Origin of the sequence: Microbispora sp. CA-102843 (genome assembly GCF_050936215.1) — a bacterium.
Classification (GTDB): Bacteria; Actinomycetota; Actinomycetes; order Streptosporangiales; family Streptosporangiaceae; genus Microbispora.
Genome location: NZ_JBNJNF010000001.1, coordinates 9,664,613 through 9,689,159 on the forward strand (window position 1 = coordinate 9,664,613; position 24,547 = coordinate 9,689,159).

Annotated in this window: 22 protein-coding genes and 1 pseudogene; 6 read left to right on the forward strand and 17 right to left on the reverse strand. The window is 70.7% G+C overall.

Annotation, left to right across the window (positions count from 1 at the left end; genetic code table 11):
- Window positions 1-119: 119 nt before the first annotated feature.
- The 9 genes and pseudogenes from ACQEVJ_RS45185 to ACQEVJ_RS45225 form a co-directional block, all read right to left on the reverse strand.
- Window positions 120-317: pseudogene (locus ACQEVJ_RS45185) on the reverse strand (winged helix-turn-helix transcriptional regulator); the annotation flags it as partial.
- Entirely contained in the window at window positions 301-774 is a 474-nt protein-coding gene (locus ACQEVJ_RS45190) for an N-acetyltransferase family protein (protein ID WP_433112045.1), read from the reverse strand. The gene ACQEVJ_RS45190 and the pseudogene ACQEVJ_RS45185, both read right to left, overlap by 17 nt.
- Before the next feature lie 127 nt (window positions 775-901).
- Window positions 902-2,350 carry an argininosuccinate synthase gene (gene argG / locus ACQEVJ_RS45195; RefSeq protein WP_433112048.1) on the reverse strand — a complete coding sequence of 483 codons (1,449 nt, stop codon included), beginning with the start codon at window positions 2,348-2,350 and terminating at the stop codon, window positions 902-904.
- Between the two features lie 90 nt (window positions 2,351-2,440).
- Window positions 2,441-3,526 (reverse strand): ROK family protein, encoded by a 1,086-nt coding sequence (locus ACQEVJ_RS45200; RefSeq protein WP_433112051.1) that lies wholly within the window; start codon window positions 3,524-3,526, stop codon window positions 2,441-2,443.
- 299 nt (window positions 3,527-3,825) lie between these two features.
- Window positions 3,826-4,413 (reverse strand): hypothetical protein, encoded by a 588-nt coding sequence (locus ACQEVJ_RS45205; RefSeq protein ID WP_433112054.1) that lies wholly within the window; start codon window positions 4,411-4,413, stop codon window positions 3,826-3,828.
- 150 nt (window positions 4,414-4,563) lie between these two features.
- Entirely contained in the window at window positions 4,564-6,891 is a 2,328-nt protein-coding gene (locus ACQEVJ_RS45210) for a ThuA domain-containing protein (protein ID WP_433112057.1), read from the reverse strand.
- Between the two features lie 378 nt (window positions 6,892-7,269).
- Window positions 7,270-7,926: a phosphatase PAP2 family protein gene (locus ACQEVJ_RS45215; RefSeq protein WP_433112060.1), complete on the reverse strand. Its 657-nt coding sequence runs from the start codon at window positions 7,924-7,926 to the stop codon at window positions 7,270-7,272.
- Between the two features lie 13 nt (window positions 7,927-7,939).
- On the reverse strand, window positions 7,940-8,995 hold the full coding sequence (locus ACQEVJ_RS45220) for a M56 family metallopeptidase (RefSeq protein ID WP_433112063.1): 1,056 nt from the start codon (window positions 8,993-8,995) through the stop codon (window positions 7,940-7,942).
- Window position 8,996: 1 nt separating this feature from the next.
- Window positions 8,997-9,371, reverse strand: coding sequence for a BlaI/MecI/CopY family transcriptional regulator (locus ACQEVJ_RS45225; RefSeq protein ID WP_433112066.1), 375 nt, complete (start codon window positions 9,369-9,371; stop codon window positions 8,997-8,999).
- A 102-nt stretch (window positions 9,372-9,473) separates the two neighbouring features.
- Here ACQEVJ_RS45225 and ACQEVJ_RS45230 point away from each other — a divergent pair, with 102 nt between their 5' ends.
- Together ACQEVJ_RS45230 and ACQEVJ_RS45235 are read left to right on the forward strand one after the other, a co-directional pair.
- Window positions 9,474-9,926: a hypothetical protein gene (locus ACQEVJ_RS45230; RefSeq protein ID WP_433112068.1), complete on the forward strand. Its 453-nt coding sequence runs from the start codon at window positions 9,474-9,476 to the stop codon at window positions 9,924-9,926.
- Window positions 9,923-11,083 (forward strand): glycosyltransferase family 4 protein, encoded by a 1,161-nt coding sequence (locus ACQEVJ_RS45235; RefSeq protein ID WP_433112071.1) that lies wholly within the window; start codon window positions 9,923-9,925, stop codon window positions 11,081-11,083. Before ACQEVJ_RS45230 ends, ACQEVJ_RS45235 begins: the two co-directional genes overlap by 4 nt.
- Window positions 11,084-11,092: 9 nt before the next feature.
- On the opposite strand, the gene ACQEVJ_RS45240 is transcribed toward ACQEVJ_RS45235, so the two are convergent.
- Genes ACQEVJ_RS45240 through ACQEVJ_RS45250 form a run of 3 tightly spaced genes read right to left on the reverse strand, consistent with a single transcriptional unit; the run spans window position 11,093 to window position 13,783 of the window.
- Window positions 11,093-11,389 (reverse strand): FeoC-like transcriptional regulator, encoded by a 297-nt coding sequence (locus ACQEVJ_RS45240; RefSeq protein ID WP_182901832.1) that lies wholly within the window; start codon window positions 11,387-11,389, stop codon window positions 11,093-11,095.
- The gene (gene feoB, locus ACQEVJ_RS45245) at window positions 11,386-13,563 is read right to left on the reverse strand and encodes a ferrous iron transport protein B (RefSeq protein WP_433112074.1); all 2,178 of its coding nucleotides are present in this window, start codon (window positions 13,561-13,563) and stop codon (window positions 11,386-11,388) included. Before feoB ends, ACQEVJ_RS45240 begins: the two co-directional genes overlap by 4 nt.
- A complete protein-coding gene (locus ACQEVJ_RS45250) occupies window positions 13,556-13,783 on the reverse strand; it encodes a FeoA family protein (RefSeq protein ID WP_433112077.1) in 228 nt (75 codons plus the stop codon). Before ACQEVJ_RS45250 ends, feoB begins: the two co-directional genes overlap by 8 nt.
- A gap of 228 nt (window positions 13,784-14,011) precedes the next feature.
- Between ACQEVJ_RS45250 and ACQEVJ_RS45255 the strand changes: the two genes are divergently transcribed.
- Window positions 14,012-14,242 carry a hypothetical protein gene (locus tag ACQEVJ_RS45255; protein WP_433112080.1) on the forward strand — a complete coding sequence of 77 codons (231 nt, stop codon included), beginning with the start codon at window positions 14,012-14,014 and terminating at the stop codon, window positions 14,240-14,242.
- A 199-nt stretch (window positions 14,243-14,441) separates the two neighbouring features.
- The gene (locus tag ACQEVJ_RS45260; RefSeq protein WP_433112083.1) at window positions 14,442-15,047 is read left to right on the forward strand and encodes a superoxide dismutase; all 606 of its coding nucleotides are present in this window, start codon (window positions 14,442-14,444) and stop codon (window positions 15,045-15,047) included.
- Between the two features lie 154 nt (window positions 15,048-15,201).
- On the opposite strand, the gene ACQEVJ_RS45265 is transcribed toward ACQEVJ_RS45260, so the two are convergent.
- From ACQEVJ_RS45265 to ACQEVJ_RS45285, 5 genes are all read right to left on the reverse strand, one after another.
- Window positions 15,202-15,831: a TetR/AcrR family transcriptional regulator gene (locus ACQEVJ_RS45265; protein WP_433112086.1), complete on the reverse strand. Its 630-nt coding sequence runs from the start codon at window positions 15,829-15,831 to the stop codon at window positions 15,202-15,204.
- A gap of 46 nt (window positions 15,832-15,877) precedes the next feature.
- The gene (locus tag ACQEVJ_RS45270; protein WP_433112089.1) at window positions 15,878-17,083 is read right to left on the reverse strand and encodes a cytochrome P450; all 1,206 of its coding nucleotides are present in this window, start codon (window positions 17,081-17,083) and stop codon (window positions 15,878-15,880) included.
- A gap of 142 nt (window positions 17,084-17,225) precedes the next feature.
- Entirely contained in the window at window positions 17,226-17,528 is a 303-nt protein-coding gene (locus ACQEVJ_RS45275; RefSeq protein WP_433112092.1) for an STAS domain-containing protein, read from the reverse strand.
- Window positions 17,528-21,700 (reverse strand): SpoIIE family protein phosphatase, encoded by a 4,173-nt coding sequence (locus ACQEVJ_RS45280; protein WP_433112095.1) that lies wholly within the window; start codon window positions 21,698-21,700, stop codon window positions 17,528-17,530. Before ACQEVJ_RS45280 ends, ACQEVJ_RS45275 begins: the two co-directional genes overlap by 1 nt.
- A gap of 186 nt (window positions 21,701-21,886) precedes the next feature.
- A complete protein-coding gene (locus tag ACQEVJ_RS45285; protein WP_433112098.1) occupies window positions 21,887-22,777 on the reverse strand; it encodes a helix-turn-helix transcriptional regulator in 891 nt (296 codons plus the stop codon).
- 202 nt (window positions 22,778-22,979) lie between these two features.
- Here ACQEVJ_RS45285 and ACQEVJ_RS45290 point away from each other — a divergent pair, with 202 nt between their 5' ends.
- Together ACQEVJ_RS45290 and ACQEVJ_RS45295 are read left to right on the forward strand one after the other, a co-directional pair.
- Window positions 22,980-24,002 (forward strand): zinc-dependent alcohol dehydrogenase family protein, encoded by a 1,023-nt coding sequence (locus ACQEVJ_RS45290; protein ID WP_433112101.1) that lies wholly within the window; start codon window positions 22,980-22,982, stop codon window positions 24,000-24,002.
- Between the two features lie 25 nt (window positions 24,003-24,027).
- The gene (locus ACQEVJ_RS45295) at window positions 24,028-24,429 is read left to right on the forward strand and encodes a (R)-mandelonitrile lyase (protein WP_433112104.1); all 402 of its coding nucleotides are present in this window, start codon (window positions 24,028-24,030) and stop codon (window positions 24,427-24,429) included.
- The last annotated feature ends 118 nt before the right edge of the window (window positions 24,430-24,547 follow it).

Here is a 24,547-nt window from a genome sequence, read left to right on the forward strand (position 1 = left end):
GCCGCGCTACCCGAGCAAAGGGAACGTATGCACTGTGCAAAGAACCGTCGCCCGCCGAGGGCAGGGCTTTCGGCCGTACCCACCTTTTTGTGAGTACTTGTCGGCCGGGGACGGCCGTCGTGCACCTCACGGTGCACCAGCCCGTCGGCCTCCATCTCCCGGAGCGTCTGAGTCAGCACCTTCTCGGTGAGGCCCGGCAGCCGCCGGACCAGCGCCGCTAGACAGCGCCGCGACCTCCAAGGTCCTCGCGCCGCTCGGATGGGGTGTACACGCGGAAACCGCCGATCCGTCTCGACATGGTCACCGCGCGCTGTCAGGAGTCCAGCGCAGGGTCATGTCGGGCAGACCCTCCATGTTGTCGCTGCCGTCGCCGGTGCCGGCGACGGTGAAGCCGTGACGCTCGTAGAAGGCGCGGGCACCGGTGTTCTGCTGGAAGACATGCAGCGATACCCCAGTGGAGCTGTGCCGCTTGACCTCTTCGAGGAGCAGGGTGCCGACGCCTTGACGCAGGACATCCGGGCGCAGGTAAAGGTGCTCGAGTACACCACTCTCGACAGCGGCATAGCCGACGATCTCCGCGCCGCGTACGGCGACCCAGGTCCGGCACTCCCTCAGGACGACATCCCGAGCCCATCGGGTCACCTGGTCGTGGCTGCGCTTCTGCGGAGGCAGGTACGGCATGGTCGCCGCCCGGGAGGCCATGTGGACACGCGCGATCGACGCCGCATCCTCCGTGTCCGCGAGCCGGATCACCGTCCTGCTGTCGACATCCATCGCAGCAATCTACAAGTGCGCCCAGGGCCTGAGGACGTGAGTGAGGCGTCCGCCCTGGGACTTGCGAGACCGTGATCGGCCGTCGATCGAGGGCGCCCGGCGGGCCGGGCGCCCCCGGTCGTGGCTGTCAGTCGGTGCCGAGCTCCATGGCGGCCTGGTCGAGCAGTTCCTCCTCGGTGGAGACCTCTCCGCGAGAGGCGATCGCCTCGGCCCCGCCCTCGGGCATCGCGCCGATCAGCCCGGTCGAGGCCGCCTGGGCGGCTCCGATCAGCGCCGGCTGCTGGCTGCCGACCATGCCGAGCCTGGCGTACTGCTCCAGCTTGGCGCGGGAGTCGGCGATGTCGAGGTTGCGCATCGTCAGCTGGCCGATGCGGTCCACCGGGCCGAAGGCGGAGTCCTCGGTGCGCTCCATGGAGAGCTTGTCCGGGTGGTAGCTGAACGCCGGTCCGGACGTGTCCAGCACGGAGTAGTCCTCACCGCGCCGCAACCGCAGGGTCACCTGCCCGGTCACCGCCATGCCGACCCAACGCTGCAGCGACTCGCGCAGCATCAGGGCCTGCGGGTCCAGCCAGCGGCCCTCGTAGAGCAGCCTGCCCAGCCGACGCCCCTCGATGTGGTAGCTGGCGAGGGTGTCCTCGTTGTGGATCGCGTTGACCAGCCGCTCGTAGGCCGCGTGCAGCAGCGCCATGCCCGGCGCCTCGTAGATGCCCCGGCTCTTGGCCTCGATGATCCGGTTCTCGATCTGGTCGGACATGCCCAGGCCGTGCCGGCCGCCGATGGCGTTGGCCTCCAGCACCAGATCGACGGCGGAGGGGAAGTCCTTGCCGTTGATCGTCACCGGACGTCCCTGCTCGAAGCCGATCGTGACGTCCTCGGCGGCTATCTCGACGGCGGGGTCCCAGAAGCGCACGCCCATGATGGGATCGACGATCTCGATGCCCGTGTCGAGGTGCTCAAGAGACTTGGCCTCGTGAGTCGCGCCCCAGATGTTCGCGTCGGTGGAGTAGGCCTTCTCCACGCTGTCCCGGTAGGGCAGCCCGTGGGCGAGCAGCCACTCGGACATCTCCTTGCGCCCGCCGAGCTCGTTGACGAAGTCGGCGTCCAGCCACGGCTTGTAGATCCGCAGGGAGGGGTTGGCGAGCAGACCGTAACGGTAGAACCGCTCGATGTCGTTGCCCTTGAAGGTGGAGCCGTCTCCCCAGATCTGCACGCCGTCCTCGAGCATCGCGCGCACCAGCAGGGTGCCGGTGACGGCCCGCCCGAGCGGAGTGGTGTTGAAGTACGTGCGGCCGCCGGACCTGATGTGGAACGCCCCGCAGGCCAGGGCCGCGAGCCCCTCCTCGACCAGGGCCGCCCGGCAGTCGACCAGCCGGGCGATCTCCGCGCCGTACGCGGTGGCACGCCCGGGCACCGAGGCGATGTCAGGTTCGTCGTACTGGCCGACGTCGGCGGTGTAGGTGCACGGCACTGCACCCTTCTCCCGCATCCACGCGACCGCTACCGAAGTGTCGAGGCCGCCGGAGAAGGCGATCCCGACACGCTCGCCGACAGGCAGAGAAGTGAGCACCTTGGACACGAGTAGAATATATACACGGGAATGCATGATCATGCAATCCGGTTCGAGCTGGGTGTCGCCATCGTCGGACCGCCGGGGTGCGAGCGCCGATCACCGGGGGAACCCGTAGACCTCCTCACTCACGAGCCTGGCCGCACCGATGACGCCGGCCTGCGGGCCGAGGTCGCTCATCATGATCGGCAGATTCCTGGTCGCGAGGGGCAGCGAGCGGCGGTAGATCGCGCCGCGGATCTCGGCGAGCAGGACGTGACCCAGGAGCGTGAGCCCACCGCCCAGCACGATGAGGCTCGGGTTGAAGAACGACACCAGGCCCGCCAGCACCTCGCCCACGCGCCGTCCACCGTCGCGCACCATCTGGACGGACGTCGCGTCACCGGCGGCGACCGCCTCACCCACCTGCGCGGCGGTCAGCGTGCCGTCACGTTCGAGGAGCTCCCCGAGCAGGGGCGAGCGCCCCGACCGGGCCGCGGCGAGCGCGTCGCGCGCCAGCGCGTCGCCGCCGAAGGACGCCTCCAGGCATCCCGTGTTGCCGCAGGAGCAGATCTCGCCGGAGTCGGCGACCGGTATGTGCCCGATATCCCCCGCGCATCCGTCCATGCCGCGATAGAGCTCACCCTTGGCCACGATTCCGCAGCCGATGCCCGTGCCGACCTTGACGAACAGGAAGTTCTCGACGGTGCTCGCCGCACCGGCGTGTTGTTCGCCCAGCGCCATTACATTGACATCGTTGTCCAGTACGACCGGACAATCGAACTGCCGGTGGAGGACATCGCGCACCGGATAACCGTCCCACCCCGGCATGATCGGTGGCGACACCGGGATACCGCGTGAGAAGTTCACCGGGCCGGGCACGCCGACGCCGACTCCCAACGGCCTGTCCACTCCCAATTTCAGGAGCAGCCTGCGGCTCTGTTCCGCGGCGAGTTCGAGCACCGGATCGGGACCTTGGCGTACGTCGCATTCCGCGCGTTCGAACGCGAGGACGCGCAGCCTGCCATCGGTGACCGCCGTGGACACCGAGGTCGCGCCGATGGCGATGCCGACGAAGCGGACCCGGCCGGCGAGATCGATGACGGTCGACCGGCGGCCTCCGCGAGACGCGGCCGGGCCGATTTCCTCGACGAGTTGGAGCGCCGTAAGCCGGCCGAGTTCCGCCCCGATCGTCGTACGTGACACTTCGAAGTGTTCCGACAGCTGAATGCGAGATTGCGGACCTGCGTCACGCAATCGCGTGAGTATTTTGGCCTGGAGCCGGGTTTCGGCTCGCCCTGGCACCGAAGTCTCCATCCGCCAAGTTTCTCACTGGGTGGCACCTCATCCGCCATCCGCGCGAAGTCCGGCGTCGGCCGGAATTTCGCCGCTTCGACTCATCTGAGAAGGATTTGTGACGAAGTACGGTCGGATCCGGGGACCGTCCGGCAATGAAACTTTCATTGACGACTCAGTCGAACTCCGCGGCCGCGGAAGGCGCGGGATCAATTTTCATCGGCGTCGCCGTGTTCGGCCACCCGGCCGAAGGTTCTCGTCCCGGCCAGCGCCGAGAGCCGGATCGTGTCCACGCCGTCGCACGTGAGCTCTGTCGAGGCGGTCGTGGCACGCAGGGCCGGTTCGCGTCCGCCCGGCACGGCCACCGTCGCGGTCTGCAGATACGTCCACTCGCGAAGCGCCTGGATCGACGCCTCCGGCAGCCGCGGCGAGTACTCGATCACTACGGCGTTGTCAGCGACCAGCAGGTGTTCCAGGCTGGCCCTCGTCGGCCTGTCCTTGTCGGACGGGCCGTAGAAGGACTGGGCCGGATGCGTCCACGGACCGGTCTCCCCGGCGGGCACGCGCGGCCCGGTGCGGCAGTCGACCGGCGACGACACCGTCCCAGCCGAGTCCGATGCCGAGCCCGACGCCGAGCCCGACGCAGGGGCCGGGAGCGACGGCATCCCCGACGACACCGCCGCCTGCGGTGAGCCGTCCGGCCGGGAGCCGAGCGCGGCGGCGGACGTCGCACCGCACGCGCCGCAGCACACGAGCGACGTCAGGGCGAGTGCGGCCCGTGCGAGGGCGTGACGCATCGATCCACTCCTGTCCGGTCGGCGGGCGGCACCCCGCCCGGGCTCACTCGGCGGCTCGGGACGGCCTTCCGTGGCCGGCTCAGGCCGGCGGAACCGCCGTCGCGGTGGGCCGGGCGCCGATCACGCCCGGGCCACCGCGACCGGTCCGGGTCAGCGGCCGCTGACCTTGAGGGACGCCGAGCGGGAGAACAGCTCGCCGGTCGGGTCGGACACGCGGACCCGGTACTCCGAACCGGAGAGCTCAGGCGCCGCCGTGACGACGATCGCAAAGGACGTCTGCCCGGCCACGTCGGTCCACTCCGCCGAGCCCGGCGACTTCACCTGCCACTGGTAGGCGACGTTCCGGCCCTCCGCGGGGGCGGAGAACACCGCGTCCTCGCCGGCGCCGACGGCCCTCGACTTCGGCTGGGACGTGAACCGCAGTCCCGCGCCCTTGTCGTCGAGCACCTTCATCCACGAGACCAGCTCGTCCGCCCGCTTGCGGAGCGTGGCCTGGCCGGGCCCGTGGAGATTGGCGTCGACCAGATGGCGGAAGGTCTTCGCCTGCGCGAGGGCGTCGGCGTAGTCCTTGACGAGGTACGCGTCGTACGACGCGCCGAGCGCCTGGTTCAGCCCGGAGGCCAGATCGGCGCCGACGGACCCGTCCGCCGCACCGGCGGCGACGAGCTTGCGCAGCTCGTCATGGGTGACGCAGTTCGCCTCGGTCTGACCGGCCGCCCACTTGACGCCCTCCAGGATGTTCTTCTGGAACAACGGGTCGAGGGTGTTCTCCCAGTTGTGCAGGAGCGCCTGGGTGAACGAGCGCCCGCCGTCGTAGTTCTGACACCACGAGATCGGGTGGTCGGCCCCCTCGATCCGGCCGGCAGTGGCGCCGATGCTGCCGACGTAGGTCGACTCGTTCAGCGTCTGCAGGACGTGAACCTTCTCGCGCGGCAGGAAGGTCCAGTTGTACAGCTCGTCGACGATCTTCAACGTCTCCGGGAACTGGCGGGTGGCCGGGTTGGTGCCGTCCTCGGTGACCACCTCGCCGATGTTGCAGGCCCCGCAGGTGTTCTGGATGCCACCGCCGTTGGACCCGTGGTTGTCGAACTCGCCGCCGGCCAGGCCCTTGTACCAGTCCCACTGGTGCATGGAGTCGGTGGCGCCGTGCAGGGCGACGAAGCCGCCGCCGTCGTTGATGTACTGCTTGAGGACGGCCTGCTCGTTCACCTTGACGTTCGGGTCGGCCCCCGAGGGACGCGCCGTGGAGAACGTGTCGTTGCCGACGCTGGAGACGCCCACGATCGCGTCGTACCGCGAGAGGCGCTCGATGCTCTCGAAGGGGTTCGGGACCGACACCTCGGGGCTCAGGTAGTCGTACACGTCGACGTCGAAGTTGTTGGCCCGGCCCATGTCCTGGATCACGGACATGGTCAGCGGGATGTGCTCGTGCCGGAAGGCGCCCGGCTTCGGTCCGAAGAGAAGGATCTTGAACTTCGGCTTCTTGTTGCGCACCGGCTCGGCCGGGACGCGGAAGGGGGCGCGGGCCATGCCCTGTCCCTCGCTCACCGTGACGCCGGTGGCGATGTCGGGGTGCTTGACCCCCCGGAGCTCCTCCACCAGGTAGGCGGCGTCCTTCACGAGGGAGTCGCGCATGTGGCCCTCGGGCACGACCTCGCCGGCGAGCCGGCCGAAGCGCGTCAGCGCGGCTTGGGCGTCGCCGCCGTCCGCCTCGGCGAGCAGGGCCAGCAGGCGGTCGCCGTTCGGCGAGGAGACCTTGCCCGCGGCGACGTAGCGCTGGACCAGGGCGCGCAGGTCCGCGACCGAGGTGGTGATCTGGAAGGTCAGGGTGTATTTGGCCCCGTTGCCGGCGGAGTCGCCGAGGTTGACCGCCCACGTGTGCGCGCCGACGGACAGAGTGGCCGGGTCCAGCGGCAGCGGGTAGGTCCACGTGCCGTCGATCCACATGTCCCGCACCGCGGCGCCGCCCGAGCCCGGAGTGGGGTCGGTACGCGTCGGCGTGATGGAGGAGGCGAGCGCACTGTGGGGCACCTTGCCGTTCGCGACACCGGGCCAGGCGGCGACCGGCGGCTTGGTGTCGATCCTCACCGTGACCGTCTTGGCGGCCGACACGTTGCCGGCCGCGTCGACGGCGCTGTAGCGGACGGTGCTGTTGCGATCGCCCTTGATGACGTAGTCGGCCGTGCCGCGCGCGCCGTTCCGTACGGCCGGCACCTCCACGGCGGGGTCCGACCCGACCGTCACCCGGAAGGACGCCACGGCGTCGTCGTCCGTCGCGGACAGACGCAGCGTCACCTCGTCGCCGATGAACCAGCCGTTGGTCCCGGTCGTGCTCGACGGCGTGTACGCGGTGGTGGTCGCGCCGTTGTAGTTCAGCACCTCGGCGACCGGCGACAGCGTGGCCGTGTCGAGGACGGGTGCCGCTCCGGACTCCGCGGCGAGGGCCACACCCGGCGCGCCGAGCAACAGGGCCGGCACCGTGAGCACGGCGGAGGCCAGGGCGGAACGAGATCGCGGCCTGGGACGTGGTCGAGAGGATGGCATGTCACTCCTCTTGTCGGTCGGACAGAAGCCCATCGCGCTGCGACGCCCGACCCACGAGCCCCATCCCAGTCCAACGCGATGACTCTGGGAAGTCTGAGCTTCACCTCAAGACTTTGTCAACGATCAGCCACACTTTCCATCGATCTCGACAAAAGAATTCGACATGATGTCCAGAGTTTGGCTCAAGCGCGTCCTTACTGCTTCCACTTTCGGCAAAAGCCGCGTACCTTCGCAGCCAGAGCTGCCCGCACGGAAGGATGATGAGCGCCGGCGACGCCAGGACGGGGCGGTCCTGCCCCCCGTGGGGCCCCTTCACCTGTGGTCGCGAGCGCCACGTCCATAGAGGAAGGGAAGGCGGTCGACAACGCTGCCGATAGGCCTTCGCAGGGCGATGACGGCCGAGGTGCCCGCGGTGCCCGCCAACATGGAGCCGACCACGTCGGTGGGGTAGTGGACACCGAGATACATGCGGGCGAGCGCCTGCGCCACGACCAGAACGCCCCCGGCGCACACCACAAGGGCGAACCAACGCGTGCGGGCCGCGAGAAGGGCGGCGGCGATCGCCAGCGACACCGTCAGCGCGACATGCCCGCTGGGATAACTGTCGTGGCCGGTTTCGACCACAAGCTGGTCCACGATCGGTGGCCGGGGCCGGGCGACGATCTGCTTGAAGATCGCACTGGTGGTCCAGCCGGCCGCGACCACCGAGGTCGCCAGTACGGCCGCGCACACGCGTCCCGTCAGGGTGAGCGTGGCCGCGAGAAGCGCGATGATCAAGACACCCGCGACCGGCCCGAAGACGACGTTGAGGATGTCGGCGACCGTTGTCAGCGCCGGAGTGCGCAGCGCCTCCACCGCCAGGTCGGCGTTCAGGTCCACGCCCGTCACTGTGGCGGTCCTCGCGACGGCTCCCAGAAGACCGGTGGCGACGGCGAGCAGGACGGGCAGGCGAAGGCGCCTGAGGATCATGAAACTCCTTCGTTCAGCGAACGCACAGACGTCCGGCCGCGGCTTGGGCTCCGGCCGGACATCCCGTTCGAAGCGGCGTACCGCGCAGAGCGGACACCTCCGCCACGCTCGTATGGCGCCCGCCGTCGACCACGTGCACGACCGGTGGAGAAGACTCCGCCTCTTCGAACAGGGACTCCGTATCGGTGCGGGACTCGTTGGTCGCGACGAGGCAGGCGGCCACGGCCACGATCAGCGCGGCCACCGTCAGAGGACGGCGGCGCGGAGGCGCGGTCAGCAGGTGGTTGACCCGGGGAAGCACGTCGCCGTGACCGAAGGCGAGAGCGGCGAGGCCCGTCCGCCGCCGATGTCCCCCGCCGGCCAGCGCCGCCTTGACGATGGCACGGGCCGCGACCTTCCGATCACCCACCTCCTCGGCCGCGCGCTCGTCGGCCCAGCGCTCGGTGGTGTACTCCACCGCCCGCGGCAGGGACGCCAGCAGCGGGTTCAGCGCGGCGGCCACGGCGGCCGCCGTCCGGTAGAGGTGATGGCGGTGACGCAGGTGGGCGCGCTCGTGGGCGAGCAGGACCCTTCGCTCATCCGCATCGAGGGCACGCAGGATCCCGGTCGTCACCACGACACGGCCGGGATCGCCGAAGCCCCCCGGCACGGCGTACGCGTGCGGAACCGGGTTGTCGACGACCACCAGGCCGCCCGAGGCGGCGGACGCGCGGCGGCAGGCCCGCGACGCCCGCCGCCAAGTGAGGACCTGCCGCGTCGCGGTCCTGACCGCCAGAGCCCCCACGACCGCGAGCGCCAGCAGCGCGAGCTGCGCGGCGGGCCGCGGCACCGGATCGAGCGCTTCCAACAGGCCTGCGGACCAGTCGCCGAAGGACGCGACCAGCGGCACCTGGCCGAGGTAGGTGCTGGCCAGGAAGACGAGTGTGAGGACCGAGCTGGCCGCGCACGCCACGCCGGCCACGACCAGGAGCCGGGTGGCGGTGGCCGGCGCGAGCCGGCGCCCGAATCGCGGAATCGCGAGACCCAGCAGCGCCGAGACGACGAACGGCAGGTAGACGACGATCCGCATGTCAGTCGTCCATCTCCCGGAGCAGCTGCTGCAGGATCTGCTCGTCGTCCGCGCTGAGCCGCGACACGAACTGGGCGAGCACCGCCGCCCTGTCGCTTCTTCGGGCGAGCAGCTCGTTCATCGCCTCGGCGGTGTGCGACGCCTCGTCCACCGCGGGGGCGTAGACGAACCCCCGGCCAGAGCGCTGCCGGGTGGCCAGGCCCTTGCGCTCCAGGCGCGCGAGCGTGGTCATGATCGTGGTGTACGCCAGGGAGCCGCCGAGCTCGGCCTGCACCTCGGCCGGGCTCATGGGCGCCGGCTTCGACCACAACACGGCGAGCACCTCGTCTTCCAGCATGCCCGCCGGACGTCTGTCGCCATGTCCCGTGTCGGTCAACCCAACCTCCCTGACCACGAACTACTATCACAGTAGTAGTTACTATCGAGCTAGTAGGTCGAGGCTACCCCGCGAACGCGGAACGCACAGGAGGCAGGGCCGATGACATCAAGGCACGCCGAAGTGGAGCAGGTCTGGGCGCGAGACGGAAGAGTCCTGGTGATCGGCCGCATCGTCGACGCGGCCCCCAGCCCGCCGGCGCGGACGACCGCGACCCTCACCCTCACCAACCGCGACCGCCCCGGTCTCGTGCTGAGCTGCCCGGCGACGGTGGACGACGGGCGGTTCCACGCGGCCTTCCCCGTCGAACTGGTCGTCTCCGCCGTGTCCTCCCGCCGGATCGACGGCCGTCAGGTCTGGGATCTCCATCTCAGGCTGCCCGGCGATCCTGAGCCGCTTCGGGTAGGACGCCACCTGGACGACATCCCCGACAAGAAGAAAATCATGACCTTCCCCGCGCAGACGGGCGAGGCGGGGACGGGCGCCGTCAGCGTCAAGCCGTACTACACGATGATGCAGAACCTGTCGCTGATCTCCAGGCCGGTCCACGCATGAAGATCCGCTACCTCATCGCGAACCTCTACGGGGTCGGCGGCACCATCCGCACCGTGATCAACCAGGCCAACGCCATGGCCGCCGATCACGACGTCGAACTGGTCAGCGTCTTCCAGGCCAGGGACCGGCCGAAGTTCCCCCTCGATCCCCGGGTCCGCCTGCACGCCCTGGCGGACCTGCGCGGCCCGCGCTGGCGGCATCCCGTCCGCGGCTGGCTCCGGCACCGGCCGAGCCTGCTCGTGCCTCCCACCGAGGTGCGCTACGCCACCTTCAGCCAGCTGAGCGACCAGAAGATCGTGAGGTATCTGCGCTCGCTCGACGACGGCGTGCTGGTCACGACCCGCCCCGCGCTCAACCTGCTCTCCGCCCGCTACACCCCGCAGAACGTCGTACGGGTGGCCCAGGAACACATGCACCTGCGCTCCCACAAGCCCGAACTCGTCGCCGAGATCGCCCGCTGGTATCCGCGGCTGGACGCCGTGGTCAGTCTCACCGACGCCGACGCGGTCGAGTACGCGGCGCTGCTCGACGGCGCGCGGACCCGCCTGGCGACCATCCCCAACGGCCTGACGCCCGCCGACCGGGCTCCCGCCGCGGTGGACGGCAGGATCATCGTTGCGGCGGGGCGGCTCACCCGGCAGAAGGGGTTCGACCTGCTGATCAAGGCGTTCGCCGAGGTCGTCGCCGACCACCCCGACTGGCAGCTGCGCATCTACGGCGACGGCAGGGAGCACGGCAGGCTACGGCGTCTGATCCACCGCCTGCATCTCTACAACCACGCCTTCCTGATGGGCGGCACGACCACGCTCGAACAGGAATTGGCCAAGGGGGCGATGTTCGTCCTCAGCTCGCGATACGAGGGCTTCGGCATGGTGCTCACCGAGGCGATGGCCCACGGGCTGCCCGTCGTGAGCTTCGACTGCCCCCACGGGCCCTCGGACATCGTCACCCACGGCCGGGACGGGCTGCTGGTTCCCCCCGAGGACGTGGGCGCGCTCGCCGCCGCCATGAAGTCGCTGATCGGCGACCCGTCGCGACGGCACGCGCTGGGCGACGCGGCCAGGACGTCGGTCATGCGGTACGACATGGACCGGATCCGTCTGACCTGGGAGCGGCTGTTCACCGAACTGCACACCGGAACGGCCCGCGCCAGGTAGGCGTCGTGCTCAGGCGTCCTCGCGGCGATCCTCCCGGCGGCGTACGGTGATCGCGAGCAGCACCGGGCCGTCGCGCCGCGTGCCGCAGCCCGGCTTCCCGTCGTCGCCCAGCGCGCAGGTGCCGCAGCCGCCGCTCGGGCAGGCGGCCGCGATGTCGTCGGACGAGAGGCGCCCCTTGCGGACCCAGTATTCGACCATCGCGTCGACCTCATCGCGGCCGAGGCCCAGCCGCCGGGCGATGTCGTCCAGGCTGACCCCGCCGCGGGCGGCGGTGATCTCTTCGAGGACCCTGCGCAGCGCGCTCACAGGAACAGGCTCCCCACGCGGAAGACCGCCACCGCGAGCAGCCAGGCCAGCGTGAGCTGCATCCCGATGCCGAACAGGGTCAGCCGTCCCCCGATCTCCGCACGCTGGGCGGCCACGGTCGTCATGCACGGCGTGTAGGCGAGCAGGAACACCAGGAACGCCAGCACCGCCGGAACCGGATGGCCGCGCGAGGTCTGCTCGATCGTGGCCCGCAGGGCGCCGCCGAGCCCGCCTGGCTGGTGCCCGTCCGCCGGCTCGCCCATGCTGTACGTCTGCGCCATCGTGGAGACGACGGCCTCCTTCGCCACGAATCCGGTGATCAGGGCGGCCGAGGCGTGCCAGTCGCCGAACCCGGCCGGGGCGAAGGCGGGGGCGACGGCGTGCGAGGCGGCGCCGAAGACACTGTGCTCGATCGGGGTGCGGCCGAACGACCCCTGGCCGCCGAACGGGATCGACGACAGCAGCCACACGAGCGTGACCGTGGCCACGATGATCCCGCTCGCCGTCTTCAGGAACGCCTGCAGCTTCACCCACGACTGCGCCCCGATCACCCGTACGGCGGGCAGCCGGTAGGGCGGGAGGTCGAGGACGAGCGGCTCCTCGGCCATGCCGCGGAACAGGGTGCCGCGCAGCAGCAGGCCCATCCCGATGACCAGGGCGATCGACAGCACGTACATCGCGAAGACGACCGTGCCGGCGGCGCTGCCGAAGAACGCGGTCGCCACGAGCACGTACACCGTGAGCCGGGCGCTGCAGGTCACGAACGGGATCAGCAGTCCGGTCAGCAGGCGGTGCCGCCGGTCGGACAGGATGCGGGTGCCGGCCAGGGCGGGCACGTTGCAGCCGAAACCGACGATCAACGGCAGGAAGGCGCGGCCGGGCAGGCCGATGAGCCGCATGAGCCGGTCGACAACGAACGCCGCCCGCGCCAGATAGCCGGAATCCTCCAGCACGGACAGCAGCACGAACATGATGGCCATCAGCGGGACGAACGAGAGCACCTGCCCGACGCCCGCGATGAGCCCGTTCAGCACCAGGCCGCGGATCGTCTCGCCCGCTCCCAGCACGTCCAGCAGGCGGCCCGCCCCGGCGGAGACCGGGCCGTCCACGAATCCCTGGAAACCGGCCATGAGCGGCGCGGCGGCCTTCGTGGTCAGCGCGAACACCGCCCACATGACCGCAAGGAAGATCGGCGGCCCGAACCACCGGGAGGTCAGCACCCGGTCCACCCGGTCGGACCAGGTGGCCCGCCCCGCCCTGCGGCGGGTCACGACGTGCGCGATCACCTCGTGCACCCACGCGTACCGCTGCTCGGCGACCAGCAGCTCCGGGTCGTCCGGCTCGTCGTCGCTCGGCTCGCCGCCGGCCAACGCGGCGCCGGCGGCCCGTGCCGCGGCGGCGGTCTCCTCCGGTACGCCGGGCACGTCCTCCCCGGTGAGCAGCGCGATCGACAGCCAGCGCGCCGGGTAGCGTACGGCGGACTCGGCGGGCACCTCGGCGGTGATCGACGCCAGCGCGGCCTCGATGTCCTCGCCCAGGACGGGTACGGCCGGCCTGCGGGGAGCGGCCAGCGCCCGCGCTACGACACGGTCGAACTCGGCCACGCCCTCACCCCGGCGCGGCACCAGGGGCACGACGGGAGCGCCGATCAGCTCGGACAGCCGTCCGGCGTCGATCTGAATGCCCCGGCTCTTCGCGATGTCGACCATGGTGAGCGCGACGACGAGCGGCACGCCCGTCTCCATGACCTGAGCGAGCAGGTAGAGGTTGCGCGCGAGGTTGGCGGCGTCGACGGTGATGACGACGAGGTCGGGGCGGCCCCCCATGCCCCGGTCGACGAGCAGGTCCCTGGTCAGCGCCTCGTCGGGCGAGCCCGGCACGAGACTGTAGGTGCCCGGCAGGTCGATGAGGGTGATCTCGCCGTGGGGTGAGCGCCAGGTGCCCTGCGCCACGCTCACCGTCTTGCCCGGCCAGTTGCCGATCCGCTGCCGCGCCCCGGTCAGCATGTTGAACAGGGTGGACTTGCCCACGTTGGGATTGCCGACGAGGGCGACCCGCGGATCACCGGCGTTGACGCCGCCCGGGACGTCCTCGTCGCAGCAGGGCTTGGTCAGGAGGGCCTTGGTGACCGGCGCCTTGATGATCGACGCCTTGGTGACCGGCTGTTCACTCATCGGCCGGCTCCACCACCAGCGTCGCCGCCGTCAGGGCGTCGACGGCCACCCGGCCGTCGCCGAGGGCCAGGACGAGGCCGCCGTGCATGCCCCGTCCCAGCACCGAGAGCGACGCGCCCGGCACGAATCCCAGCTCGGCCAGCCGTCTCCGATGCCGCCGGTCGCCGGTCACGCGGCACAGCCGCATCTCGGCGCCTCTCGCGAAGTCACCCGGTCTCATTGGCACCTCCCGCCTCAGGTTACCTAAGGTTAGGTTTGCCTAATACCGACGGGGTGTGATAACGCCGCCGGGATCAGCCGTGGGCGGACTCGGAGAGGGAGCGCCACTCCCGCCAGGTGTCCAGGCGTTCGGCGTTGGGCCCGCTCCGCGATCGGCAGGCGGTAACCGCCGAGGAACAGGCGCAGCGGGGGCCGTTCCACGTCCACGACCGCGAGGACCGCCTCGGCCGTGACGTCGGGGTCGATCGGGGCCCTCCTCGCCGCGGCGGGCGAGACGAAGGAGTTCAGCCATCCCGTCCTCGGGCCGCTCGTCCTGCGGCGTCACAGCCTGACGGTCGGCGAAACGGACGGCCAGGTCGTCATCGCCTACCAGGCCGAGCCCGGCACCCCCTCTGCCGCCGCCCTCGCCAGGCTCACCGCCCCCGCGCCGGATCACGACGGCACCTTCCGGTCGACGTAGGCGACCCGCCGGCGCAGGCGAGGGCGAAGATCCCTCTTACGGCAAGCGTGCGCAGGCCGGTGGCGAGGAACACGTGGGCCTCCTCCAACGCGATCGCGCTGTCGACCCGCACCCATCGCGGTTCACCCCTCCCCTTGCGCGAGCGCGAATACTTGCCACAAACTTGTAGTTGCGAATAACTTGCAATAAGGAGCGTTCGATGACTCGTTACACGCTGCCGGACATGCCCTACGACTACGCGGCGCTCGAACCCGCGATCACGGGCGAGATCCTGGAGCTGCACCATGCCAAGCACCACGCGGCGTACGTGAAGGGTGCCAACGACACCCTCGAACGGCTTGCGGAAGCCAGAGACAAGGGCGAGTTCGGCGGCCTGGTCGGGCTGGAGAAGACCTTCGCCTTCAACCTGTCCGGCCACGTCCTGCACTCGATCTTCTGGCAGAACCTGTCACCGGACGGCGGTGACCGGCCCGACGGCGCGCTGGGCGAGGCGATCGACGAACACTTCGGCTCGTTCGAGGCATTCCAGAAGCAGCTCAGCACGGCGACGAGCACGGTTCAGGGCTCCGGCTGGGGTGTGCTGGCATGGGAGCCGCTCGGCCGGCGACTGGTGGTCGAGCAGGTGTACGACCACCACGGGAACGTCGGCATGAACGCCACTCCGCTCCTGGTGTTCGACGCCTGGGAGCACGCGTACTACCTGCAGTACCGCAACGTCCGGCCGGACTACGTCGAGAAGTTGTGGAGCCTGATCGACTGGAACGACGTCATCGCCCGGTTCGAGGCCGCACGCGCCGCGGCCTGAACCGCAGGCCCCGGCTGGGGCCCTCCGCGACCGGCGACGGCCTGTGGGTACCCGGAATCCTTCCGAGCACTGTTCCGACACAGGCCGTCGCTCACGCACCCCGACGCCCCAACGGCTACGGACCCGCTGTGCGGCCGGTCGGGACGCGCGGGCGTCACACGGGCCAGCCGCCCCGCTTGCGCGGTGACCTGAGCGGCACCGCGGCCGGCAGCGGAGAGGCCGCGCCGGGAGACAGGGCGTCGAGGACGAGCGTGAGGTAGCGCCGCCAGCCGTCGCTGCCCGGGTCCATGGTCCACAGCACGCCCATCAGCATGACCATGATCCTGGGCAGGTCGTCCGGGGTGAGGTCGGCACGGATGAGACCGGCCTGCTGCCCGCGCCGGGCCAGCAGAGTCAGCGACTCGATGAACGGGCTGCTGGCCTCCGCGGTGATGGCGCCGGAGTTCCGGGCGGCGGCCAGGGTGTTGTGTTCACGGGCCGTCGTGGACATCGCCGCCTCGAGCACGGTGGCCAGGCCGCGCCGGGGATCGTCGTCACCGAGCGCCTGTTCGATGGCGGGCGCGATGTTCTCGGCGAAGCTCTGGTCGAGGGCCGCCCTGACCAGGCCCGCCTTGTCGGGAAAGTGGCGGTAGAGCGTCGCGATGCCGACCCCGGCGTGGCGGGCGATGTCTTCGAGCAGCGCGTCGGGCCCCTGCTCGGCCCAGACCTCCCGGGCTGCGCGCAGAATCCTGCCGGAGTTGCGTGCGGCGTCGGCGCGCAGCCGCCGCGAGGTCTCGGTGGTCACCACCACAGCATAACCAAGTGATAGGTGGCTATCGATTATGCGCTCGTCAGGGCTGGTCCCAGGTGACAAGCATGTGCTCGGGTCCCCGGGTGGACAACCCCGTCTTCCACACGACGTCGTCCCCGGAGCCGGCGAGGCGGAGCCCCGGCAGCCGTGTGAGCAGGGTACGCAGGGCGACCTGCAGCTCCATCCGGGCGAGCGGGGCGCCGAGGCAGTGGTGCGCCCCGTGCCCGAACCCCACATGCGAGGCCTGCTGACGGTCGAGTTCGAGTTCGTCGGGGTCCGTGTAGACCGACTCGTCGCGGTTGGCCGACACCAGGCTCACGACCACGGGCTCACCGGCACGCACCGTGACGCCGCCCAGCTCGACGTCCTCCAGCGCGTAGCGCGCGATGGAGGCGCCGCTCCCGAGCGGGACGAAGCGCATCAGCTCTTCGACCGCCCTGGGTATCAGGTCGAGGTCCGCGCGCAGCGCCGCGAGCTGAGCGGGGTGGGTGAGCAGCACGTAGACGAAGTTCGGGATCTGCGTGGCCGTGGTCTCGTGCCCGGCGACCAGCAGCGCCTCGGCCAGCGACAGCATCTCCTCCTCCGACAGCCGCTCCTCGTTGTCACGGGCCGCGACGAGCGCGCTGAGCAGGTCGTCTTTGGGGGTCTGCCGGCGCTGGGCGATCAGACCGGCCATGTACTCCCGTAGCAGGCCCATGCAGTGCACCACCTGCTCGGGGGTGAACCGCGTGGTGGACAGGAGCGCGTCCGACCAGGTGCGGAAGTCGACACGGTCCTCGACGGGCACCCCCAGCAACTCGCAAATGACCGTGATCGGCAGCGGCAGCCCGAAGTCCTCGACGAGGTCGGCCGGGGCGCCCTTGGCCAGCATCGCGCCGACGAGACCGTCGGCGATCTCCTGGGTCCGTGGCCGCAGCAGCTCGATCCGCCGTACGGTGAACGCCTTCGACACCAGCCTGCGCAGCCTGCTGTGCTCGGGCGGGTCGAAGCTGAGGATGCTCCCGGAGCGGGACTGGTGGGGCCGCATCCGCGGCTCGTCGCGGCCGATCGCCGCGGCCCGGCTGAACCGCGCGTCGCCGAGCACGACCTTGACGTCCTCATAGCGGGTCGCGAGCCAGGCGGGCTCTCCGTAGGGCAGCCGGACCCGGCACAGCGGTTCCTCCTGCCGCAGGTCGGAGAACAGCGCGTCCACCTCCAGCCGGTCCGCCTGGCCGAAGGGGAAGGTCCGGGGTTCGGCAGTGGTCATGATGCCTCCAGAGCGGATCGTCGTTCACTACGAGCCCGGGTATCGCCACTTGATAGTCAACTATCACATGACTCGTGTAAAGAGATCAACGCAAGCGAGAGCAAAATCTCACTTGAGGAGAAACCGCGCCGGAAAGCCCGCCCTACCGGATGTCGGGGTCGCCGTCGTGGACGGTGGCGAGGTCCGCGAGCCCGGAGATGGTCAGGACGGGAGTCAGCAGCGGGTTGGCGATGAGGGTGATGTGGTCGGCATGGGCGAACAGGACGCTCAGGCCCGCGCTGTCGAGGTATTCGACGGAGGTCAGGTCGAGGACGACGGGCCCCGGGGTGCTCTCGAGAGCGGCCGCGAGGGCGTCGGTGTTGCTCATGTCGATCTCACCGGCCGCGGTCAGGAGAGCGGCGCCGTCCGGGCGAACCCCAGGAGTGAGGGTCAGGGGCGTGGTCATCAGGCGATCCTCATCTGCATGTCGACGGTGGTGCCGTACGGGCCGGGGGTGATGGTGACCTGCTGCATCATGGCGCGCATGAGCGCGACCCCGCGCCCGCGGTGGGCGTTCGCCTCGGGCTCGGGAGACTTCCAGCGGCCGGTGTCGGCGACGGTGAGACGCAGCTTGTCGACGGACGCCTCGGCCCGCAGGCGGACGATGTCGCCGGGGGTGTGACGGTGGCCGTGTTCGATGGCGTTCGCGCACGCCTCACCGGCGGCGACCAGGACGTTCTGCACGATCTGGGCCGGTAGGTCGCACTGGCCGAGCCAGCCGCGCAGCGCCTTGCGGACGGGCGCCAGCTGGGACGACTCGGCGGGGAAGGTCATCTCCAGCGGGGCCGGGTGCCGGTAGAGCAGCAGAGCGACGTCGTCGTCGTAGCCGTCGACGGGCGCCAGGCGGATCATCACCTCGGTAGCGAGGTCGTCGACGGCGACGTTCCGGCCGTCCTGCACGGCCTGGCTGGCCTGGTCGATGCCCGAGTACAGCGAACGGCGGCGGCGCTCGACCAGGCCGTCCGTGTACAGCATGAGCGTGGCGCGCGCGGGGATGATCGTCTCGCTCTCCGGACGGGTCGCGCCCGGGCGTACGGCCAGGGGAACGGAACGTCCGCCCTCGAGCAGGCCCGTACTGCCGTCGGGGTGGGCGAGGATCCCCGGCGGATGCCCGGCGCTGGAGTAGGACAGGCGCCCGGTTTCCGGGTCGAGGACGGCGCAGAAGACGGTGGTGCACCTGGCGCCGGGGACGCTGGCGGCGAACTGGTCCAGGGCCATGAGCACGCGGGCCGGGCTGTCGTCCTGCAGCAGCAGCGCGCGGCACGCGCTGCGCAGTTGTCCCATGACGGCGGCGGCCTCCACCCCGCGCCCGACGCAGTCGCCGACGACGATCCCGATGCGTCCCCCCGGCAGGGCGATCGTGTCGTACCAGTCGCCGCCGACCTCCAGGGGCCGGGTGGCGGGCTCGTAGCGTACGGCGAACCCTTCGGGAAGGTGGGCGGGGCCGAGGATGGCGCGCTGCAACGCGATGGCGGTCTCGCGTTGCTGGTCGATCTGGTGGGCGCGGACCAGTCCCTGAGCGAGACGCCCGGCCAGCAGCGACAGCAGCAGCTGGTCCTCGCTGGTGAAAGGCCGGTGGTCGCCCAGGTCCACCCACAGGGCCAGCTGGCCCTCGGGGTGCTCCAGCAGGATGCCGACCCCGTCGCGGTCGGCGGCCGGGGTGAGCAGCGGCCGCTGCAGCAGATCGGTGAGCATACGGCGGCGTTCGTCGGGCAGCCCGTGCCAGTCCACCGGCTCACCGGTGGCGGTCAGGGTCGGCTCGTCGCCGTGGTCGAAGACGGCGGCCAGCACGGACTGGGCGCGCCACAGGCTCTGCAGTTCCCGCAGGGCGCCGGTCAGCGCGTCGGAGAGGCTCGCGGCCTGGGACAGGCCGGTGCTCAGCGAGGCGAGGGCGCTCTCGCGCTGGATGGCGTAATGCTCGGCGGTGACGTCGCGGAAGGTGCCGACGACGACCCGGCGCCCGGTGTCGGGATCCTGCGCCTGGTTGAAGGTGACGCTGACCCACATCCGGTGCCCGTCACGATGGGTGACGGGGATGGTGTAGCTGCCCTGGCCCGGGCCGAGAAGGCCGCCGAAGGCGTCGGCGACCTGCTGGTGAGCCTCGGGATCGGCGGCGGCGTCCGGCCACCACGGGTGGATCGGCGTGTAGGGCAGGTTCTCGGGGCCGTAGCCGAGGATGTCGGTGAAGGCGCTGTTGATCTCGACGACGGCACCCTGCTCGTCGCAGACGAAGAACGCCTCCTGCAGCGAGTCCACCAGTGCGGTGCGCCAGCGCGCCTGGTGCTGGCGCAGCCGCGCCATGTCCATGTTCGCCCTCACCCGCGCGAGCAACTCCGCGGCGGCGAAGGGCTTGACCAGGTAGTCGTCGGCTCCGGCCTGCAGGCCCTCGATGGACGCCTCCTGGCCCGCCCTGGCCGACAGCAGCACCACGGGGACGGCGGCGGTGCGTGGATCGGACCGCAGCGCCGCGACCAGGGACAGGCCGTCCAGGCGGGGCATCATCACGTCGCTGACCACGAGGTCGGGCGCGTCCGCGCGGATGGCGTCCAGGGCCTCCATCCCGTCGCCCACGGTGCTGACGAGGTAGCCGGCGCTGTTGAGGAGACGGACGAGATACTCGCGCATGTCCGCGTTGTCGTCGGCCACCAGCACCCGCGCCGGGGCGGCGGAGCCCCCGGATCGGGCGGCCGAGCCGTCGTGGGACGGCATTCCCATGGTGTCCCGGGCGGGCTCGCCTGTGTCGTCCCCGGGCAGCCAGCGCAGCGCCTCTTCGACGTACGGGTCCGCGGTGGTGGAGGTGGCACCGGCACCGGCCGTCGTGATCGCCTCGGCGGGCAGGTGCGCGGAGCCGTACGGCATGCGGATGGTGAAGCGGGTGCCCTCGCCCTCGACGCTGTCGGCGGTGATGGTGCCACCGTGCAGGCCGACCAGCTCCTGCACGAGGGCCAGCCCGATGCCGCTTCCCTCATTGGACCGTGAGCGCGCGTTCTCGATGCGGTGGAACCGCTCGAACAGTCGCGGCACCTCCTCGGCCGGGATGCCGATGCCCGTGTCGGTGACGGTCACCACCGTGTGGGCGTCCTCCCTGCGCACGGCGACGCCGATCGAGCCCTCGAAGGTGAACTTCAGCGCGTTGCTGAGCAGGTTGAGCACCACCTTCTCCCACATGCCGCGGTCGATGTAGACCGGCTCGTCGTGGGGAGGGCAGTCGACCCGGAAGTCCAGCCCCGCCTTGTCGATGGCGGAGCGGAAGAGGCTGGCCAGCTCGGCGGTGACCGTGGCCAGGTCGACCGGCTCATAGCTGGCCTGCATCCGGCCGGCTTCGATGCGGGAGAAGTCCAGCAGGGTGTTGACCAGCTTGCCCAGCCGCAACCCGTTGCGGCGGATGACCTCAAGCTCCTCGCGCACCTGCGCGTCGGCGCCCTGCAGACGGCCGCGCAGTTCCTCCACCGGCCCCATGATCAGGGTCAGCGGCGTGCGGAACTCGTGGCTGATGTTGGAGAAGAAGACGGTCTTCGCACGGTCGAGCTCGGCCAGCTCCTCCGCCCGCCGCTGCTGGGCCTCGTAGCTGCGGGCGCTCGCGACGCCCGCCGCGACGTGCCCCGCGGCCAGCTCGATGAACCCGCGGTACGCCTCGTCCAGGGGACGGTACCGGTTTAGCGCGGCCACCAGGAACCCGTACGGCGCACTGCCCTGCTGGAGCAGCGGCACCACCAGCGCCTGCGTGGGCGGCTCCGGCCAGTCTCCGGCCGGGAGACCGGCGAACGGGGTGCCGTCGAGCGGCACGATCACCGACTCTCCCCGAGCCAGCGCCGCCGCGGGCCACACCGCGTCCGGGTCGTCGGCCGGCAGCCTGAGAGGGGCGGCCGGATGCCCGGCGGAAATCCCGGTGGCCCCTGCCAGCCGTGCGCCGCCGTCGTCCTGGAACAGGTAGGTCAACGTGAACGGAAGGTCATGCAGGTTGCGGCCGAGCTGACGGCAGGCGAAGGCCAGCATCTCCTGCTCGGTGCGGACCACGCTGGGATCGGAGCCGAGATCCCGCAGGGTCGTCATTCGCCGCTCGCCGATGACCCGCTCGGTCTCCTCGCTGACGACGCACAACATGCCGACCACGGTGCCGGAGTCGTCCCGAAGGGGGCTGTAGGAGAACGTGTGGTAGCTCTCCTCCGGGTAGCCGGCCCGTTCGAGGAACAGCAGCAGCGCCTCGTCCCAGGTCGCCTGCTCCGTGGCCAGCACGGTGTCGATCCGCGGGCCGATGTCGTCCCAGATCTCCGCCCAGACCTCGCTGGCGGGCCGGCCCAACGCCCACGGGTATTTCCGGCCCAGCGTGTCGCGGCGGTAGGCGGCGTTGCAGAAGAACGTCAGCTCCGGCCCCCACGCCATCCACATGGAGAACCGGGACGACAGCAGGATGCTCACCGCCGTCTGCAGGCTCTGCGGCCACTCCTCCGGCGGGCCGAGCGGGGTCGCCCGCCAATCCACCAGGGCCAGATCCCCGCCGACCTCGTCGTCGGCGGCGAACACGTCGGCTCCGGCCGCTGCCGGCGGCCCCTGCTCGGCGTCCTCACAGCGCGCCACTTGACACCCTTTCGTTCACGCCGAGCCCAGCCCACCCGCACCGGACTCCGTACCGTGCCGTTGCCACGCGTCGGGCCCGACCAGAGGTGTGGGGGAGGTCAGTGACACGTGCGCAGCAGGATACTCCCGCCCGGCGAACCCGGATGAACCGTACGGACATGCTTGTCCGGGCGGACTTCTGGCCCGTCAGCCGGCCGGGAGCGGCTGCGTGGGGGAGCCGGCTTCCTGGGTGGCGGCCCAGGAGGCGAGCAGGCGCAGGCCTTGCTCCGATGACGAGCCCGGTTCGGCGGTGTAGACGGTGAGGGTGAGGCCCGGAGTGGCGACCATCGCCAGACCTTCGTAGGCGAGGGTGAGGTCGCCGACGACGGGGTGGTGGAACCTCTTCACACCGGTGCCGTGGTGGCGGACGTTGTGGGCGCCCCACCGGGTGCGGAACGCGTCGCTGCGGGTGCACAGCTCGCCGACCAGGTCGTGGAGTTCCTTGTCGTGCGGGTCGCGGCCGGCCTCGGTGCGAAGAATGGCGACGGTCATGTCGGCGGCCAGGTCCCAGTCCAGGTAGAAGCGGCGGGAGGCCGGGTCGAGGAAGGTGTATCGGGCGAGGTTCTGCGGCCGCCGGCCGGTGGCGTACATGTCGCAGTAGAAGGCACGCGCGAGCCGGTTGGCGGCCAGCAGGTCCATCCGGCCGTTGCGGACGAACGCCGGCCCTGCGGTGACCGCGTCCAGGGTCCACTGCAGGCTCCGGTGCGGCGCCCACTGCCTGCCGGAGCGCTGCCGGGGCCGGGCGAGCGCGTCGAAGCCGTCGGCCGATTGCGCGAGGTTGAGCAGGTGGGCCCGCTCGGCGTCGTCGAGCCGCAGCGCGCGGGCGACGGCGTCGAGAACACCGGGGGACACGCCGGCGAGGTTGCCGCGTTCGAGTTTGGCGTAGTACTCGACGCTGACGTCGGCCAGCGCCGCGACCTCGCTCCTGCGCAGCCCGGGAACGCGGCGCCTGGCGCCGCCGGGCAGCCCGGCCCGCTCGGGAGTGATCTTTGCACGCCGCGAGACGAGGAACTCGCGGACTTCTTCCCGGTTGTCCACTCCTCGACGGTACGTTCCCGCGCCCGGTGGAAGGGATGTACTGCCGGTACACCCCTCACCAGGCACTCCCTGGGCGCGCGGGAAGCCGGTTACCTGGATGGCGTGGCACTTCCCTCCCGGCCGTGATCGCAGCGAGGAGGGGTGCCCCTACCCGGTCCGTCCGCGACGGACCCGTACGACTCAGCACATAAGGAGCAATCGAATGCGTGGTGTCGTGATGCACGCCCCCGGCGATGTCCGGGTGGAGCAGCGTGAGGACCCGAGGATCATCGCCCCGACCGACGCGGTCATCCGCCTGTCGGCGACCTGTGTCTGCGGTTCCGATCTGTGGCCGTACCGCGGGATCGAGGCCGTCGACGGCCCGTCCCCGGTGGGCCACGAGTACGCGGGCATCGTGGAGGAGGTCGGAAGCGAGGTGACGTCGGTCAGGCCCGGCCAGTTCGTGATCGGCTCGTTCTTCGCCTCGGACAACACCTGCGAGATCTGCCGGGCCGGCTACCAGTCCTCCTGTGTCCGGCGGGAACCGATTGGGCTGCTCGGCGCCCAGGCGGAGCGGCTGCGCGTCCCGCTCGCCGACGGCACGCTCGTCGCGACGCCGGAGGTCCCCGGCGACGACCTGATCCCGAGCTTCCTGGCCGCGTCCGACGTGCTCGGCACCGGCTGGTTCGGCGCGGTGGCCGCCCAGGCCGGCCCCGGCAAGACGGTGGCGGTCGTCGGCGACGGCGCCGTCGGCCTGCTCGCGGTGCTGGCGGCCAAGCAGCTCGGTGCGGAGCGGATCATCGCCATGAGCCGCCACGAGCCGCGGCAGAAGCTCGCCCTGGAGTTCGGGGCGACCGACATCGTCACCGAGCGCGGCGACGACGGCGTGGCGAGGATCAAGGAGCTGACCGGCGGGCTGGGCGCGCACTCGGTCGTCGAGGCGGTCGGCACCCAGGAGTCGATGCTGCAGGCCATCCGCTCCACCCGCCCGGGCGGGCACGTCGGTTACGTGGGAGTGGCCCACGGTGTCGTACTGGACGGCACGGAGCTGTTCTTCTCCCACGTCCACCTGCACGGCGGCCCGGCCCCGGTGCGCCAGTACCTGCCCGACCTGATCGACCTGATCTGGAACCGCAGGATCGACCCCGGCAAGGTCTTCGACCTCCACCTCCCGCTCGACCGGGCCGCGGACGCCTACAAGGCCATGGACGAGCGCCGCGCCGTCAAGGCCCTGCTGCGCGTGTGATCCCTACACCGATGAAGGAGAAGAAATGGAGATCGTGAAGCGGCCCCCGACCGGAAAGCTGCCCGCGCGGTGGTTCACCGGCGACGCCTGGGCGGACGTGATCTACCGGGGCGAGGAGCCGTCCCGGGCGCGGGCGAACATCGTCCGGTTCGCACCCGGCGCGCGCACCGCCTGGCACTCCCACGGCTTGGGGCAGACCCTCTACATCGTCGAGGGCGTCGCCCTGATCCAGTCTCGCGGCGGCGAGATCCTCCAGGCCCACCCCGGCGACGTGATCTGGACGCCTCCGGGTGAGGAGCACTGGCACGGCGCCGCACCCGACCGGTTCATGGTCCATCTGGCGCTGTGGGAGACCGACGACGTCTCCTGGCTCGACCACGTCACCGACGCCGAATACACCGGCCCGCGCGTCAGCGCCCGCCCCTGACCTCTGCGACCGTGTCCGGGTTCCGAGATCACAACCCGAGGGCAGCGGTGGCTCCGCCACTGGGCACACAAAGGGCGCGTAACCACTGTGACGCGACATGTTGGGTGTGACTTTTCTC